At 46.9% G+C, this 17,516-nt stretch carries 14 protein-coding genes, 1 tRNA gene and 2 riboswitches; of the genes, 7 read left to right on the forward strand and 8 right to left on the reverse strand.

Annotated features, from left to right (window positions below; translation table 11 throughout):
• Positions 1 to 300: 300 nt before the first annotated feature.
• Entirely contained in the window at positions 301 to 1,170 is an 870-nt protein-coding gene (locus tag ABVF09_RS13475) for a DMT family transporter (protein WP_153463293.1), read from the forward strand.
• A 503-nt stretch (positions 1,171 to 1,673) separates the two neighbouring features.
• On the opposite strand, the gene ABVF09_RS13480 is transcribed toward ABVF09_RS13475, so the two are convergent.
• From ABVF09_RS13480 to metX, 8 genes are all read right to left on the reverse strand, one after another.
• Complete coding sequence (locus ABVF09_RS13480) at positions 1,674 to 2,390, reverse strand: ferredoxin reductase domain-containing protein (RefSeq protein WP_153463291.1); 717 nt, start codon at positions 2,388 to 2,390, stop codon at positions 1,674 to 1,676.
• 369 nt (positions 2,391 to 2,759) lie between these two features.
• Positions 2,760 to 3,986 (reverse strand): homoserine dehydrogenase, encoded by a 1,227-nt coding sequence (locus ABVF09_RS13485; RefSeq protein WP_371069390.1) that lies wholly within the window; start codon positions 3,984 to 3,986, stop codon positions 2,760 to 2,762.
• Between the two features lie 20 nt (positions 3,987 to 4,006).
• Positions 4,007 to 5,689 (reverse strand): acetate--CoA ligase, encoded by a 1,683-nt coding sequence (gene acsA / locus ABVF09_RS13490; protein WP_371069391.1) that lies wholly within the window; start codon positions 5,687 to 5,689, stop codon positions 4,007 to 4,009.
• 29 nt (positions 5,690 to 5,718) lie between these two features.
• Positions 5,719 to 6,453, reverse strand: coding sequence for an ABC transporter ATP-binding protein (locus tag ABVF09_RS13495; protein WP_371069392.1), 735 nt, complete (start codon positions 6,451 to 6,453; stop codon positions 5,719 to 5,721).
• A 12-nt stretch (positions 6,454 to 6,465) separates the two neighbouring features.
• Positions 6,466 to 7,311, reverse strand: coding sequence for an ABC transporter permease (locus tag ABVF09_RS13500; RefSeq protein WP_026570901.1), 846 nt, complete (start codon positions 7,309 to 7,311; stop codon positions 6,466 to 6,468).
• A 24-nt stretch (positions 7,312 to 7,335) separates the two neighbouring features.
• Positions 7,336 to 8,340 carry an aliphatic sulfonate ABC transporter substrate-binding protein gene (locus ABVF09_RS13505; RefSeq protein WP_153463283.1) on the reverse strand — a complete coding sequence of 335 codons (1,005 nt, stop codon included), beginning with the start codon at positions 8,338 to 8,340 and terminating at the stop codon, positions 7,336 to 7,338.
• 29 nt (positions 8,341 to 8,369) lie between these two features.
• Positions 8,370 to 10,154, reverse strand: a complete 1,785-nt coding sequence (locus ABVF09_RS13510; RefSeq protein ID WP_153463281.1) for a PLP-dependent aspartate aminotransferase family protein — start codon at positions 10,152 to 10,154, stop codon at positions 8,370 to 8,372.
• 83 nt (positions 10,155 to 10,237) lie between these two features.
• Positions 10,238 to 10,346, reverse strand: a riboswitch (SAM riboswitch).
• Between the two features lie 28 nt (positions 10,347 to 10,374).
• Complete coding sequence (gene metX / locus ABVF09_RS13515) at positions 10,375 to 11,460, reverse strand: homoserine O-acetyltransferase MetX (protein ID WP_153463279.1); 1,086 nt, start codon at positions 11,458 to 11,460, stop codon at positions 10,375 to 10,377.
• Positions 11,461 to 11,613: 153 nt separating this feature from the next.
• Positions 11,614 to 11,721: riboswitch (SAM riboswitch) on the reverse strand.
• 231 nt (positions 11,722 to 11,952) lie between these two features.
• Between metX and ABVF09_RS13520 the strand changes: the two genes are divergently transcribed.
• The 6 genes from ABVF09_RS13520 to ABVF09_RS13545 all read left to right on the forward strand — a co-directional run bounded on the left by ABVF09_RS13520 (position 11,953) and on the right by ABVF09_RS13545 (position 17,422).
• Positions 11,953 to 12,777, forward strand: a complete 825-nt coding sequence (locus ABVF09_RS13520; RefSeq protein WP_026772305.1) for a manganese catalase — start codon at positions 11,953 to 11,955, stop codon at positions 12,775 to 12,777.
• Between the two features lie 179 nt (positions 12,778 to 12,956).
• Positions 12,957 to 13,115: a Spo0E family sporulation regulatory protein-aspartic acid phosphatase gene (locus ABVF09_RS13525; protein ID WP_081704649.1), complete on the forward strand. Its 159-nt coding sequence runs from the start codon at positions 12,957 to 12,959 to the stop codon at positions 13,113 to 13,115.
• A 124-nt stretch (positions 13,116 to 13,239) separates the two neighbouring features.
• Positions 13,240 to 13,315, forward strand: a tRNA-Arg gene (locus tag ABVF09_RS13530).
• Between the two features lie 437 nt (positions 13,316 to 13,752).
• The gene (locus ABVF09_RS13535) at positions 13,753 to 14,754 is read left to right on the forward strand and encodes an ABC transporter ATP-binding protein (RefSeq protein WP_371069393.1); all 1,002 of its coding nucleotides are present in this window, start codon (positions 13,753 to 13,755) and stop codon (positions 14,752 to 14,754) included.
• On the forward strand, positions 14,751 to 15,737 hold the full coding sequence (locus tag ABVF09_RS13540; protein WP_153463275.1) for an ABC transporter ATP-binding protein: 987 nt from the start codon (positions 14,751 to 14,753) through the stop codon (positions 15,735 to 15,737). The genes ABVF09_RS13535 and ABVF09_RS13540 overlap by 4 nt, the downstream gene beginning before the upstream one ends.
• A gap of 44 nt (positions 15,738 to 15,781) precedes the next feature.
• Positions 15,782 to 17,422, forward strand: a complete 1,641-nt coding sequence (locus ABVF09_RS13545) for an ABC transporter substrate-binding protein (RefSeq protein WP_371069394.1) — start codon at positions 15,782 to 15,784, stop codon at positions 17,420 to 17,422.
• The last annotated feature ends 94 nt before the right edge of the window (positions 17,423 to 17,516 follow it).

Raw genomic sequence — 17,516 nt, forward strand, 5'->3', positions numbered from 1 at the left:
ATGTAGATTTTTCCTCTATAATATCATGAAAAGTAGTTGGGAACATGTAACCCTGGAATTATTCCCTATTTCCCATTAAAACCAAAAAAGTGTACTAATCAAGGGGTTTTTCGTATGAATGTAGAAAGAGCAAACCAGAGAGGTTTATTTTTGAGAAATGAAAGGAAATACCGTTATACCTTTTTTTAAAAACTTGCTTATGAATAGAAACGTTTAACGGGTTGGTGTCCATTGCACTTTCTTCACCACGGCAGCCACTTAGAATAAAAAATTCGCACCATTTATCTTAGGAGGCAGACGATGAGGTTGGCAGGGTTAGTTTTGGTTATACTTGCCGCTATATGCTGGGGCATTAGTGGGGGAATTGCCGATATTTTAATGAACAAGGGCTGGGACCCTATTGTGATCTCCCTATACCGGGGAGGTGTTGGGTTTATATGTTTTTTGACGTGGTTTCTCTTTCGTTTTAGACAAAATTGGACATCCTCTGCTCGGTTATACCTGTGGTCCCTATTGGCAGGAGTTGGTGTTGCCGGAAATTTCACTTTATATTTTTTAAGCATCCAAGCTTCCAGTATTGCTGTTGCAGCTACTTTAATGTACACTGCACCCGTTTTCGTTCTTTTAATTTCCTTTTTATTACGAATAGAACGTTCAACCTGGTTTAAATGGGGATGCATTTTTGGCGTGCTTATAGGAATTACCCTGCTTACAGGCGCCTACAACACCGATTCAATTTCAGTGAGTTTTCTGGGAGCGGCTGCTGGTCTTGCTGCTGGCCTTGCCTATGCATTGTTTATATTCGGATTCAAAAATGCCTCCTCCATCGGCAAACCACAGACAACGTTAACCGTCGCCTTTTTTTCTTTTGTTCTCATCCTTTTGCTTCTTGCAGACAAGGGGGAAGCAGCTGCCGCGTTAACATCAAATGATGTAGGATGGTTTCTTCTTTTAGGTTTGGTGGGTGCAGGAATTTCATTTATATTGTATATCTTTGGCATTCGATGGACCGCCCCGACAACAGCTTCGATGGTAGCCATGGTGGAGCCAGTTACAGCATCATTATTTGGCGTTCTGCTTCTCAATGATCATTTGACTGTTATCCAAATTCTCGGAATGGTGCTCATACTGGTTACTATCACTGTCCTCAGTGTGAAGCAGTCAGACTGAGAATCTTCCAGTGCGGCAAATCCTGATTCTGGAAAAGTTCTTCTCTGTAGAAGATCTGCGATGAGCCCATCCTGTATAGACACGCCCTACTGTACGCATGTCTCCAAAAGCAACTGTATAAATTGGCAAAATCTGAACCAAGGAAAATCAGGCTTATTGAATGGTTCTGGAATTATTCATGCTTTTTTTCTGCAGTACTCTCTAAAGTCCTAGAAACCAGCCCCAGGACAGCGATGTATATATAAAAATACCGGTAGATGGGCATCGCAGTGGATCTCATAATAGATTTTCTTGTTATATTGAGAGTAATAGGTCCTGAACAAACTTTCTCCTTCCTCTCAATAATCTAACTAAAAAAAGAGGGCACTCTTATTCAAATAGCGCCTTTGATCAGGAGTAGCGATTCTCTTCAGATTATATCGTGTAAATCACTCGATGTATTAGTTGCTCTAACTCAGCATAAAATTGCACTCGGTCGTTCCCAAGAAAATATTTCGTCCCATTTAAACCGATAAATCCAATGATAAAAACTCTGGCAGTTGTTGTTCATGCTTATCGAGCATAATCTGTTCTGGCTTGATGCCCTGCTCACGAAGTAATTCAATATTCTGTACAAGGAACTCGTCACTGCCAACAACATAGAAAAGACCGTCCTTGTCTGCAGCAAGAGTTTTCACTTTTTCATAGTATTCTTTACGGTTGTCGACGAACTCTGCTGTGAACTTCTTGTCAGGTGCCGATTCAAATAGATTGGTGAATAAGAAATCATTTGATGATTCGATATTCAAGGAATGGATTTGATTGATTTTGTCAGCACGTTCGAAATAATCCAGTACAAGCGGTCTGAAAGTGGCCAGGCCGACACCTGATGACAGTAAATAAACACTTTTGTCTTCTCTTTTAAGTGGAACATTTGAATGGGTTTTAAATATTGCAACTTCATTGCCAATTTCAAGATTCCTTAAAAGCGATTTAAACTCAGAACACTGCTCCCTGATGCGTGTAGTAATACCGATAGTATTTTCGTCCGGCAAAGTAGAAATTGACATATGGCGGATCAGGCTGCGGTTGGGTTTATCCCCGGCATTGAAACCTTCCAGTGCGAAGTGGGTATGGGAACCTTCTTCCCATATAAAACCTTCCGGACGGTTGAGCAGAAAAGTTTTAACCTCCGGCGTTTCCTCGATTATATCATTAATTTTAGTCCAGTATATTTGCATCGGATACTCTCCTCACTGAATTATTGGTATCGTTCGTTACTATCTAATATACACTAATTGATAACAATTCTCAATTAATTTAGTTGAATATTTTAAAGTTCCTAGCGTTTTTGAACATCTCTTGCTTCAATCATTCATCGTTTCAAACTCGTATTTATTCAATATCGCTTTCTAATGCTTTGTTGATATGAAGTTTACTAACACCCTGGAATAGTCACCCTATAGTCTAGCCCCTCTTATAATAAAGGCCAAAAAAATAGTGGATAATATCAACCATATTATCCACTATTCATATTTACCTTTTTTCTTCAAACACTTTTGCTAGTGATCAACCGATAAAGAGATTTTTACATATCGATAAACGGAAGCTTAAATCAATATCGGAACAGTGTCCGCAATCTCCCGACCAGCTCCTGCCAATCTAAAGAAGTTACAGATTTTACCGGCTTGCAGTAATTTCTCAAGCTCTCCTTCAGTAGCAGAAACCAGGTAGGCGTTGTTGTCAGCCTGCTTGCCTTTCCAACGCTGTTTGACAGCAGCAGTTTTCGGTATGGAGGGGGCCGTCGCCAACCAATCCTGTAATCGATTCGAATCTTCTGCCAAAATCGACGCATCAATTGATCGGTTTCTGTTGTCGGACTCCTTATACAATTGGACGAAATCTTCCAAAATGGCACTTGCAGTAGGCAATGCACCGGCCCCTGGTCCCTGTAATTTTAAATTCCCGGCTAAGTCGCCTTGAATGGATACTGCATTATCTACTCCCGACACCTCATATAACGGATGACCTTCCGGAACAGCCATCGGCTCTACGCGAAGCTGTGCCTTCTCCTCCTTAACCTGGAGACTGGCGATATGCTTGATCCTCCAACCGGCCGTTTCGACAACCTGGATGTCGGCAAGCGTGATACCACGAATGCCGCGTCTTGATACTTGCGTCCAATCAGGCTGTTTACCTAGCAGTAACTCGCACAAAATCATCAGCTTATAAAAAGCATCCCACCCATCCACATCATTTCCTGGATCTGCTTCTGCATATCCGTGCTTTTGGGCAGAATGTAACGCTGCTTGAAAGCCTACTTGGTTTTCTGCAATTTCCGTAAGGATGTAATTGGATGTTCCGTTCAAAATAGCTTCCACGTTCGAAACTTCATTTACCTGTAATAGTTGCTGCAGTGTCCCTATTATCGGGACTCCTCCTGCAACGGCTGCTTCAAATTTGAGTTGGGCATGCCCCTTAGCTGCCGTTTCCCTTAATGATTGCCCTTCATGAGCAAGGAGCTCTTTATTGGCGGTCACCACATGGATCCCTTTTTCTAAGGCACGACTTAAATAACCGGCTCCAGGTTCAATGCCGTTGATCGCTTCGATGATCACGTCGATCTCCGGAATGGCAAGCAACTCTTCAAACGAAGAGGTTACCAAAATACCATCGGCGATATTTCGTTGTTTTGTCTCGTCCTGGATCAATACCCCGACGATTTCCACCTTTTTTCCTATTAATCTTTCGAACTTGCTACGTCGGGATTGAATAGTCTGGTAAACACTGCTGCCAACTGTCCCAAAACCCAGCAATGCCACTTTGATTGTCGTCATAGTTCTCCTCCTGTTCCTTGTTAAGAGGTTGCGCCAACCTTGTCGAGCTCCCGCTGCTTCAATTCCCGACGCAAGATTTTGCCGCTTATCTTTGTTTTCGGTAATTCTTCGACTACTTCTATTTCCCGCGGGGCTGCATGTGCCGCCAAGTTTGTTTTGACAAAGACGCGCAGCTCCTCAAGCAGCTCAGATGTTTCTTCGTATCCCGAACGCAGGGTGATAAACGCTTTTACCAGCTCACCGCGCAGCGGATCAGGCTTACCGATCACTCCCGCTTCTGCCACTGCAGGATGTTCGATCAACTTGCTTTCCACTTCGAAGGGACCGATTCGCTCACCGGCCGAATTGATCATGTCATCGCTTCTGCCCTGGAAAAAGATATAGCCATCTTCATCCTGTACCGCCAGATCGCCGGAGACATACCAGCCTTCATATAGAAAATAGGAAGCAAATTTATCCTTGTTTCCCCAAATTTCTTTCATCAGCCCTGGCCACGGCGTTTTCACTGCTAACTGACCGATTGTTCCAGCCGGGAGTTCTTTTCCGCTTTCGTCCAAAATTCCGACGGTAATTCCAGGGAAGGCACGCCCCATCGACCCTGGTTTTATCGGTTCTGATGGAAGATTGACAATCAAATGCCCACCCGTTTCGGTCATCCACCACGTGTCATGAATCCGCAGTGATAAGTTGTCCCACGCCCAATTGATGACTTCGGGATTCAAGGGCTCTCCGACGCTTAAAATATGACGAAGCGACTCCAGGTTATATTGTTTATATAACTCCCCCTGTGCCATCAGCATGCGAAAAGCGGTAGGTGCACTATACCAAATCGTGACGCCGAAGTCTGCGATGATCTGATACCAGTTTTCCGCCCGAAAACGGCCCGCCTGGATGACAACAGCCGCCCGGTTCAGCCATGGTGCGAACAAACCATATACACTGCCTGTAACCCAGCCAGGATGGGAGGTACACCAATATACATCGTTTTCCTGTATATCCAATACCCAGCGCCCTGATTGAAAGTGATGGACGACAGCTCTATGCGCATGCAGCACCCCCTTTGGCTTTCCTGTCGATCCACTTGTATAGTGAATCAACATGCCGTCCTCCGGATCGACCCATTCGACCAGTTCTTCTTCCGTCACAGCCTCTGGTTTGGCTGCTTCGATTTGATCGACCAGCAAGATCGTTTGTAAGCTGGGGATTTCCGTTTGAGGAACCCGCTGGATTAGCTGGTCGTCCGTAATCAAGACGGTGCCTCCACAGTCATTCATCCGGTCTTTTACTGCCTCTTCCATAAATGCTTCAAACAACGGACCGGCAATCGCACCAATTTTGATGATGGCCAGGATGGAAAAGTAACAAGCCGGGGTTTTGGGAAGGAAGACAAATACACGATCCCCTTTGCCGACTCCCTGTTCCTTCAATACCCGGGCATAATGATCCGTTTTTTCCTTTACCTCGGCGAACGTGAAGCTCTCGTTGTATGCTTCCTGGACAAAATATAAAGCAGTTTTGTTGCCATACCCTTCGGCAACGTGACGGTCGATCGTTTCATAAGCGGCATTCCAGTTACCGGTTTTGGATAAGTTTAGCTGTTCTGCAGCTTGTTCCCAGGAGAATTCCGCAGCCACACGACGATAGTCTGTTAAATTGTGTTTGCCTTTATCGGCTTTAAGTATTTTCACATCATTTCCTGTCATGTTGTACCTCCTCTATGTATCCAGCTTGGTCAAGCTGTATCTGTTGTTAAGTCCAAGCTGGCGAGAATTTCCGCCTTATAAGCAGCCTGCTCACTGCTTCCTCTTTCTCTCGGTCTTGGCTCTGTAATCGTGATTTCTCGTTCCACCTTGCCCGGCTGTCCCCTAAGCACGATGATCCGATCGCATAAATAGGCAGCTTCATCCACATCGTGGGTCACCAGGACCATTGTCGATTGATAACTCCTCCACACTTCAAGCAGTAAATCCTGCAGCTGCATTTTGGTAAACGCATCGAGAGCACTGAACGGTTCATCCAGCAGCAAAATTTCCGGTGAGGTGGCCAGAGCACGTGCAATTGCCACACGCTGTGCCATTCCGCCTGAAAGTTGCTTTGGATACAATTTTTCACTGCCGGCAAGTCCGACACTTTCCAAGTAACGGCCTGCCTTTTTTTTCTTTTCCTCTCTGTTCCCCTCAAGGCCGAAGGTGACATTGTCGAGGACATTCAGCCAAGGCAGCAAACGTGGCTCCTGGAACATAAACCCAGTCGTCTTCTGTATGTCGTCCACTTTCTTATTATTGATTTCGATCACGCCGTCAAATTCGGTATCCAGTCCGGAGATGGCACGCAACAGGGTGCTTTTGCCGCAGCCGCTGGTTCCGAGAAGACCGATGATTTCACCAGGTTCCGCTCGGAAGGAAACATCCTGGACAGCTGCTTTTCCTGCAAACGTCCTTCCCACTCTTTCTAATTGAAGACTCACCGCTTTACCTCCTTACGATTTTGCAGCCCGATCCTGCCAATGCAATGTCCGGGTCTCCAGTTTTTTCAGTACCCAGTCCGACAGCTTTCCGATCACTGCGAACAAGACAATACTCGCTATAATGGTTTCCGGAGCTAGTGTATTCTGGCCGACTACCAGCAAATACCCAAGCCCCTGGCTCGCACCCATCAATTCCGCTGCCACGACAAACATCCAGCCCAATCCAAGCCCACTGCGCAATCCGACCAAAAAGGAAGGCAAAGCTGCCGGAAGAATAATCCTTCGCACCAGCTGAAATGTATTCAATCCATACATTTTCCCAACCTCGATTAATTTTCGGTCGACGCCGCTTATGCCACTGACAATATTCAAATAAACCGGAAAGAAGACGCCGACTGCAATCATGGCGATCTTCGACGGCTCGCCGATTCCCATCCATAAAATGAACAGTGGAACCCATGCTAGGGAAGGGATGGAACGAAAGGCTTGGATCAGCGGATCGAATAGCGCTTCGGCATGTTTATAAAATCCGACCAACGAACCGAGCACGACGGCTGCTGCCGTTCCTAACAGAAAGCCCATCAACACCCGGTAGAAGGTGATGCCGACATGTCCCCAGAGTGTGCCATCTTCCGCCATCCCGACAATTGTCTCTAAAATGACGGACGGGGCAGGAAGCTGATAGGCTGGAAAGACTTCCGAACGGCTTAACAATTCCCAAACCACCACCAACAAAGCCGGAAAAATGCTCCCCAATAACAAGGGATGGGTGAACGGACTTTTCGGTTTGATTGTCGATGGCTGGCTTTTGCTTCCCGTTGTGAAGACACCGCTCACTTCACTTTGATTTTTGGCCATGTCTGGTCCTCCTCTCTGACTTTTTTACTCCGATATTGTTTCTTCCGCGAAAGATGGATCGATTAGTTCGTCTGTCAATTCCTCGATATTGGCTTCCGGATCAATCGTTTCGCTTTCCTGCAGCACTTTTCCGGCCTCAATCAAAGCGTCACGATGTACTTCGCCGGGAACAGGTTCGGAAAAATCGTTTCTTTCCAGCTGTTTGATCGCGACCTCTTCTTTAATCTCCGCTTCTTCTGCCAATAACTCGGCAGCTTCCTCCGGATTATCCTGGACCCACTTCCTCGCTTTTTCGTACACCTTGATGACCCGATCAACGTATTCTGGATGTTTTTCCGCAAACTCCTCGCGGACATTCAGGAAACCATACGTATTAAAGTCGGGATTCCGGTAAAAAAGCTCTGCATCCGATTCGAGTTCCAATCGAGCCATGTGCGGGTCAAGCCCGGACCATGCGTCCACCTGTCCGGACGTCAAGGCAGATGCCCCATCGCCGTGCTGCAGGTTGACGATTTCCAACTCATCTGCTGGAACTCCTTCTGCTTCAAGAGCACGCAAGAGGAAAATGTATGGATCCGTCCCAAGTGTGGCCGCCACCTTTTTTCCCTTCAAGTCTTCAAGACTGGAAATTCCGGAACCTTTCGAGGTGACCAATGCAGTCCACTCCGGTTTTGAATAAATATACACATTCTTGATCGGCGCTCCGTTTGCTTTCGACATCAACGCTGCAGCGCCGGCAGTCGATCCAAAATCGACACTGTCACTGTTCAAAAATTCCAGCGCTTTGTTGCTGCCTTGACTTAGTGCCCATTCTATCTCGATCCCTTCTTCTTCAAACTCTTCCTCTGCCCAGCCGAACTTTTTCAACACCAGGCTGGTCGGTGAATAGTACGCATAGTCAAGCCGTATCTTATCCGGCGCTCCTTCAGAGCTTGCGCTCGATGAACAGCCGGCAGTGACGATAATAATCACCGTCAGAGCTGTCAGAGCCAAAAAACTTCTTAAATCTATCAGTGGTATGCGATCCATGGTTATCCTCCTCGTCGTTGGTATCCGTCTTATATTTCACAAGCATAAGTCGTAATTGTTCCTCGCAGGCGTTGTGCCTCTTTATACGTACAGCGGTTATGAACCACTTGGAGTCCAGCATTTCTCGCTATTTCGGCAGCTTCATCGGATACCACTCCTTCTTGAAGCCAGAAAATTTTTGGCCGGACCTCCGCTGCTTCGCGTGCGATTCCGATTGCAGCTTCCGGACTTCTGAATACCTGGACAATATCGATCGGTTCCGGAATGCTTTTCAAATCTGGGTACGCCTTTTCACCTAAAATCTCCGTTTCCCGCGGATTCACCGGGATGATTTTATAGCCAAGCCGCTGCATTTTTCTGGCAAGACGGTGGCTCGGCCTTGCCTCTTTACCACTCAACCCGACAATCGCCAATGTTTTTTGACGTTGGCGCTCTTCCCCATCGGATTCGACACGTTCTGTCGGGGACTGCAATGCCCAGCGGATTACTCCCTCATCGTTGATGACTATTTCTGGTCCGCTCTCCTTTTGTTGCCCAGTCGCTTTTGCCAATGCTGCATCCAAATCGTTGATCAAATCTCTCACCGACTCGATCCCCACCGACAACCGGACGAGCTCCGCTTTGACCCCCGTCGCTTCCAGTTCCTCCGGGGACAGCTGCTGGTGGGTCGTCGAAGCCGGATGGATGATCAACGATTTGGCATCCCCGACATTGGCTAGATGCGACCATAAAGCGACATTGTTTATCAACGTTCGGCCGGCCTCTTTGCCGCCTTTGATGCCGAAGTTGACAATCGAACCGTATCCATGCCGCAAGGTTTCACTCGCTTGCTGGTGGGACGGGTGCTCCTCCAATCCTGGATAGGACACCCAGTCCACTGCCGGATGGTCCTTTAAGTAACGGGCAAGCTCCAGCGCATTCTGGTTATGCCGTTCGACGCGCAGATGCAAAGTTTCCAGGCCTTGCAGCAGCAAAAAGGCGTTGAAAGGACTCAGCGAAGCTCCGAAATCACGCAGCAGCTGCACCCTTACTTTAGTGCTGAACGCCAATGTTCCGAAATCCACTGCATAGCGGATGCCATTGTAGCTCGGATCCGGGTCCGTAAACTGCGGGTATTTTTCCGAATTCCAATCAAATCTTCCACCATCGACGATCACCCCGCCAATCGAAGTGCCATGCCCTCCAATCCATTTGGTTGCTGAGTGGATCACGATATCGGCTCCTAATGTGATTGGTTTGCATAAGTGCGGCGTGGCAAAGGTATTGTCAATGATCAGCGGCAATCCATTTTCGTGGGCAATTTCCGCGACTTTTTCGACATCGAGCACATGCAAGCTTGGATTCCCGATGATTTCTCCATAAACCGCTTTGGTTTTATCCGTAATCGCCTTGCGGAAATTTTCAGGATCGGTCGGATCGACAAAGTTGACCTTGATGCCATAACGCGGCAGGGTGGTCGAGAACAAATTGTACGTACCGCCGTATAAGTTGGTGGCAGCTACGATTTCATCCCCTGCACTGGCCAGGTTAAGAATCGATAATGTGATAGCTGCCATACCAGAAGCTACACCGACTGCTGCAACTCCTTCCTCCAATAAAGCCAGGCGTTTTTCAAAAACGTCGACTGTCGGGTTGCCCAATCGAGAATAAATATTTCCAGGTTCATCCAGAGCGAACAAGCGCTCTGCGTGTTCTGTATCGTGAAACACATAAGAAGTAGTTTGATAAATCGGGACAGCACGCGACCCTGTTGTCGGATCCGGTGATTGGCCGCCATGAAGTGATAACGTTTCTAAATCGTAAGTATTTGCCATGTTTCTTTTCCTCCCGTAACTCTTTTTTTCAATCAAAATAAAAAGTCCTCTTCCTAAGAAGAGGACTGTTCATACAATCTCTCCTCTTATCTGTCAGGATCTCTCCTGCAGGAATTAGCACCTTTCAAGTCAATTCGACTTGAAGGTTGCCGGGCTTCATCGGGCCAGTCCCTCAGCCTCTCTGGATAAGAGTGCTTATTAAATTGTCTTCATTAGCTTATCAAGCTTCCAATTCTGATTTGATGATGCTTCCCCACTTTTCAAATTCGACCAGAAAACCGTCATGCCCGAAACTGGTATCGATCAATGTGTAATCCGCTTCTATTCCGATGTGCTTCAACTGGCCGATAAACTGTTCCAGCGAACCAGGAGGGAATAGCAAATCTCCGCTGTAGCCCAGCGCTGTTACCGGTGCTTCGATCCGGGAAGCAGCTTTCTGCCACCCACCACGTCCGCGTCCGATATCATGGGTATCCATCGCCTTCAACAAATACAGATAACTGTTGGCATCGAAACGCTTGGTCAGCTTTTTCCCCTGGTAATCAAGGTAGGATTCGATTTCATAGGCAATTTCATCGTGGAAGTTGCCGGCAGGTGCGCGCTGTTTCCTGGAAAAACGTTCATTGAACAAATCTCCCGACCGGTATGTGATCATGCCCACCATACGTGCCAGACTCAATCCGCTTTCCGGTATGGTCTCTTCCGTATAATTGCCGTTGTTCCAATTCGGGTCATGCAGGATGGCAAGTCTTGCGATATTGTTGAATGCAATCGCATAGTCGGTCAAGTAAGGCGTGACAGCCAAGGGAATCAAACGATCCATTTTACCGGGATACATCACTCCCCACTCCAACACCTGCATTCCGCCGAGCGAACCGCCAATAACAGCAGCTAAATGGTTGATACCCAGTTTTTCCAGTGCCAGATGCTGGGCACGGACCATATCACGGACCGTTATAAACGGAAATTTGGCCTGGTAGGGTTCTCCCGTCTTGGGATCTATACTAAGCGGTCCGGTCGAACCATTACAGCCGCCTAATACGTTGAACGATATAATTTGGAATCGATCGCTATCGATAAAACCTCCAGGGGTGATCATTTCTGCCCAATAGCCAGGCATATCCTGATCGCCCGCTGCATGCTGGCTTCCTGTCAATGCATGACAGACAAGGATTGCCGGTGCTTCGGCCAACCCAACCCGTTCGTAGGCAAGCTCAACCTCCTGGATCACGGTACCGGATTCCAACTCGAGCTCTCCTATGTTGACTGTACCGGTCTTCCTCTCGACAGCTGTTTTCACTTCCATACGACGGATCCACCACCTTTCTTGTTTTCAATTAATTCGATTATTTCTCAATCCATCTATCACTTTTCCAGTTGTCTTTCCCCCTGTTCACTGTCCAGGAAGACATAAAAAATGCCTCTCCAGAAGATAGAGAGGCATTGGTTATCAATTCACTCCTTATCTTCCAAGCTTTCGCTCAGCAGGAATTAGCACCTTTTTAAGCCGTGGCTTAAAGGTTGCCGGGTTTCATCGGGCCAGTCCCTCCACCTCTCTGGATAAGTATTCGCAATATTCCGTTTTGATTTAACCAGAATTGTAGCATGTAGAAGAAGACCTGTCAACAGGTTTTCTGCCTATTTCATTTTTTAAAATCATTATCAAGAAAAAATAAGAATAATCCGTTTATCCGTTGTGACTTGCGGGAAGAGGTTAACTGTCGCGAAAGGACGGGCCCGTCAGCGATATCGAAGTCAGACGAAAACAGACAAATTACTTAAAAAGGTGGTTTTTCACTTGTTTTTTCACAGAAAAGAACTTCAGTATCATGCAAAACCAGAAAAGTCCGACCCACTCTTCGCCAAGCAGCTGCAAGAAATTTTAGGTGGACAATTCGGTGAGATGTCTGTAGCGATGCAGTATTTATTCCAAGGTTTCAATACGCGCGGAAATGAAAAGTATAAAGACTTGATCATGGATACTGGCGCAGAAGAACTCGGCCACGTAGAAATGATCGCCACTATGGTTGCACGTTTACTGGATGGAGCGCCAATCAATGAACAGGAAAAAGCGGCCGAAGACCCTGTGATCGGCGCAATCATGGGTGGCATGAATCCGCATCACGCAATTGTTTCCGGACTCGGAGCCACTCCGGAAAACAGTGCAGGCGTGCCATGGAGTGCAGGATATATCATCGCCAGCGGCAACTTGATGGCAGACATGCGCGCAAACCTGAACGCAGAGTCGCAAGGAAGATTGCAGGTTGCCCGTCTATATGAATTGACGGAAGATCGCGGTGTCAAAGACATGCTTTCCTTCCTGCTGGCCAGAGATACCATGCATCAAAACCAATGGATGGCAGCCCTGCAGGAATTAGAAGAAAAAGAAGGCGGCAAAATCACTCCTACCACAGTGCCGGCTGAATGGGAAGCATTGGATTTCTCTCATAAACTGTACAACTTTTCTGAAGGCGAGGATAGTGCACGCGGTATTTGGGCTTCTGGCAATGCGCCCGATGGCCATGACTTCCAATATGAAAGCGAACCGGTAGGCTTTGGAGGAAAACCAGAACTGAAACCAGCTCCTCCTTATGTACATGCAACACCTCCCCTTGATAAATAAACAAGTGAAACAGACCTGTGCACGCGTCTCGGTGCACAGGTCTATTTTTTTAGATTTGTTTGTAGCTATGCTTTATCCCCTGGGGTTTGATTACAAGCTGAAAGATCACTTTTTTCATTGTTTTTTTCCGCTGATCCAGGGAAGTACATACCGTGATACACTTTTCCTGGAGGGCAGTCATGGTTTACTTGCAAGAATTAGAAGAAAAAATCGAAGCATTGCGGGTTAAAATGTATGAAGCATACAATAAAAATCCGAGTGGACAAGAAGTACTCCAAATATCCCAAACATTGGACAAGGCCATCAACCAGCTGGAACAACAAAAACGACAGCAATAATCCAGTTGCCTTTTGACTGCCAGTTCAATTGGTTGTATTTTTCCTCTTGCATTCGAAAATTTATTATCGTATAATAGTCGTTGTCAGTCGGAACTGAATATGAGAACCGACAACCTATTATATTGCGCTCGTAGCTCAGTCGGATAGAGCGGTGGTTTCCGGTACCACGTCTGTCGGGGGTTCGAATCCCTCCGAGCGCGTACTTTTAAAAAGAGTGTTTCCCAAGTTGTTTTATCGACTTGGGGACACTCTTTTTTCTGGATCTGTTTGTTTGCCGGGTGCTACTGCATCATGAATGTAATCACATTTGAGTGATTCTGGTAAAATCTGCTTCAACAACCTTATCAAGTGCAACTCCGATTCCCTCTCCTCACAAAACGCGCTTCACACTCCCTATGAAGTGCAAAGCCGGGTCGCTCTCCATGCAAAAGGAACTTCATCCCCACTCTATTTTCGAGCAAAACCAGGCGCCCCCTCCCAACCCATAGACTTTTTATGAGAAAAATGAGAAAAACTCCACAAGCTCGTCATAGTATGTATAATAAGTAGATAATTCAGAAAAGTCCGATTTGTTAAACTTCACCTATATTTTCGGATTCTCGAAGAAAACACCCACCACTCAGTAAGGAGGTCGAGCATGAATTCCAAAACACCTATTTTGGAAGTCAAGCAACTACATACCCACTTTTTCACCAAATCAGGCGTTGTCAAAGCTGTCGATGGCGTTTCATTTGCCATCAGTCCCGGCGAGACACTCGGAATAGTCGGAGAATCCGGATCAGGAAAAAGTATCACAGCTATGTCGATCATGAATCTGATTCCTTCTCCTCCCGGAAAAATAGTCGATGGCGAAATTTTGTTTAAAGGAGAAGATTTGCTGAAAAAATCGGAAAAGCAAATGCGGAAAATTCGTGGTAAAGAGATTTCGATGATTTTCCAGGATCCGATGACTTCCCTCAATCCCGTTTTTACTGTGGAAAAACAGATGGTCGAAACGATTTTGGTCCATGAAAAAATGAGCAAAAAGCAGGCCAAAGACCGGGCTGTCGAACTGCTTGATTTAGTCGGGATTCCGGAAGCGCGGGGCCGTTTGAAAAACTATCCGCATGAATTCAGCGGAGGCATGCGGCAGCGCGTGATGATCGCCATGGCACTGGCCTGCAACCCCGAAGTCTTGATTGCCGATGAGCCGACGACCGCCCTTGATGTTACCATCCAGGCACAAATATTAGAGTTGTTGGCCAGACTGCAAAAGGAACTGGGAATGGCCATTATCATGATTACCCACGACCTTGGCGTTGTGGCGGAGGTTTGCGACAGGGTCATGGTCATGTATGCCGGAAAACCTGTCGAATACACAGACAAGAATACTTTGTTTGAACAGCCAAAGCACCCTTATACGCTGGGTTTAATGAATTCGATTCCCCGCATCGGGGCCAAACAGGAAAAATTGGCTGCCATCCAAGGACTTCCTCCAGATTTGCGTGCCCTTCCCGGCGGATGCAGCTTTGCGCCAAGGTGCACTCATGCAATGGAAAGCTGTTTAAGCCATGACCCAGCATGGACAGAACAAGCAGCAAATCACCATGTCCGATGCCTGTTATATGAAGAAGATGAAGAAAAGGTGGTGTCGGAATGAGCGTTTTATTAGAAGTAAACAATTTGAAAAAGCATTTTCCGATAAAAGGAAGCAGCTTATTCGAAAAAGAAAAGAGGGCCGTCAAGGCCGTAGACGGTGTTTCCTTTCAAGTCAACAAAGGGGAGACACTGGGACTTGTCGGAGAAAGCGGATGTGGCAAATCGACCACCGGACGCGCGATTTTAAAGCTGTTGGAACCGACTTCCGGGGAAATTCGCTTCAATGGAGAAGATATCACTGGCTACCGTGGCGAAAAACTTAGAAAGCTAAGGCGCGACATGCAATTGATTTTCCAGGATCCCTACGCTTCCCTCAATCCAAGAAAAACAATCGAACAAATCATCACCGAACCAATGAAAATCTTCGGTATGCCGAAAGGAGAACGGAAGCAGAAGCTTGATCGACTGCTCGAAGTCGTCGGGCTCAGTTCCTATCATAAACAACGCTATCCCCATGAATTCAGCGGTGGACAACGACAGCGTGTAGGAATTGCCCGTTCCCTGGCACTGGACCCGGAATTGGTGATTTGCGATGAACCTGTTTCGGCTCTAGATGTATCTATTCAAGCCCAGGTGATCAACTTGATGGAAGAACTGCAAGAAGAATTCCAATTGACCTACTTGTTCATCGCCCACGACCTGAGTGTCGTCCATCATATCAGTGACCGTGTCGCGGTCATGTATCTCGGCCAAATCGTCGAAATCGGTGAAGTCGAGGAACTTTATGCAAACCCGAAACACCCGTACACCCAGGCATTGCTGTCGGCTATTCCGGAAGCAGACCCGAAAGTATCACGGGAACGAATCACCATTAAAGGGGACCTTCCGTCTCCTTCCAACCCGCCTGCGGGCTGCAAATTCCACACCCGGTGTCCTTATGCAGAGGAAATCTGCCGGAACGTAAATCCGGAACTCAAACAGGTTTCAACGGATGGCCAACAGGCTGCTTGTCATTTTGTGAAAGAAGTGGCGCTTGAGTACTGACCTCCAGCGTCAATTCTAAATAAAATTCTTTAAGGGGGATAAGAATGAATAAAAAAGTATTATGGACTTTATTTGGTATGTTGCTATTCGTTATGTTGATTGCCAGCGGCTGCAGCAGTGACGAAGCCGGGTCGGAGGATACCGGGGATGACACTGCTGAAGCGAGTGACGACACAGAAAGCGGAGAGGATGGTGAAAAAACGCTTGTATTCGGACGCGGCGCCGACTCGGTTCAGCTGGACCCTTCGCAAATTACCGACGGTGAATCCATCTATGTCACCAACCAGTTGTATGATACGCTGGTCCGCTACAAAGAAGACAGCACCGAGGTAAGGCCTTCACTGGCAACAGAATGGGAAACTAGCGAAGATGGGTTAGTCTGGACATTCCAGCTGCGCGATGACGTGAAATTCCATGATGGCAGCGATTTTACTGCTGAAGATGTTGTATTCAACTTTGAGCGCTGGGCTACATCTGCCGACTTCATTTACTATGGCTACATGTTCGGTGCGACAGAGGACAATTTGAAAGGCATCATTGAAAAGGTAGAAGCTACCGGTGACTACGAAGTGAAATTCACTTTATCCGAACCGAATGCTCCTTTCTTGTACACGCTTGCTATGCCTCCATTCGGTATCGCTAGTCCTGATGCGGTCGAGGAATATGGTGATGATTACTTCAAAAATCCGGTCGGAACAGGACCGTTTGTATTCGAAGAATGGGTGAAAGACGACAGCATTACGGTCGTTAAAAACGATGATTATTTCGATGAGCCGGCCAAGGTCGACAAAGTCATTTTCCGGACAATTCCAGATAACGGTGCCCGTTTCATGGAATTGCAATCTGGATCCATCGATGTCATGAACGGACTGAATCCACAGGATATTGAACAAGCGGAGTCCGATGAAAACCTGCAAATCATCCGCAGACCGTCGATGAACGTTAGTTATATGGCAATGAACACGGACCAGGAAGGCCCGATGGGCAACAAAGAGGTTCGCCAGGCCATTAACCTGGCAATTGATAAAGAAAAATTGCTGACTCTGTTCGAAGGTGTAGGAAAAGCTGCCAAAAATCCGATGCCTCCTTCCCTTTGGGGGTACAATGACGAAATTGAAGACTATGGTTACGACATTGAAGAAGCAAAAAAACTGTTGGCTGAAGCCGGCTATGCCGATGGATTCAAAGTGACGCTTTATTCCATGGCAAATCCACGTCCTTACTTGCCGCAGCCGAAAGTTACAGCACAGGCAATCCAGGAAATGCTTGCGGAAGTTAACATAGAAGTGGAAATCGTGGAGAACGACTGGGATACCCATCTGGCTGCCACAGAAAACGGCGAGCACGATATGGCCTTCCTTGGCTGGACCGGGGACAACGGGGACCCTGACAACTTCCTGTACGTATTGCTTGATAAAGACAATGCCAAAATGGGCTCTGCAGGAAACGTCGCTTTTTACAAAAGCGATGAAGTGCACGACTTGTTAAAAGCAGCACAGACTGAGATGGATCAGGAAAAACGTTCGGAACTGTATATGGAAGCACAGGAAATCATCCATGAAGATGCGCCATGGTTCCCGATCGCCCATACGACACCACCGCTTGCAGCCAGCAAGGATGTAGTCGACTACCTTCCACACCCGACTGGAAGCGAACCGTTCAACTTCCTGGATATCAGTCGCTAATCCGTCTTATATGAAGCTTATCCAGAAGTTACTTTGGCTGCCGCCAAGGTAACTTCTCTCATCTTTACCCCTATCATGGAAAGGAGGAAACGTG

The organism is Sediminibacillus sp. JSM 1682029, from assembly GCF_041366435.1.
Lineage (GTDB): Bacteria > Bacillota > Bacilli > Bacillales > Amphibacillaceae > Sediminibacillus > Sediminibacillus terrae.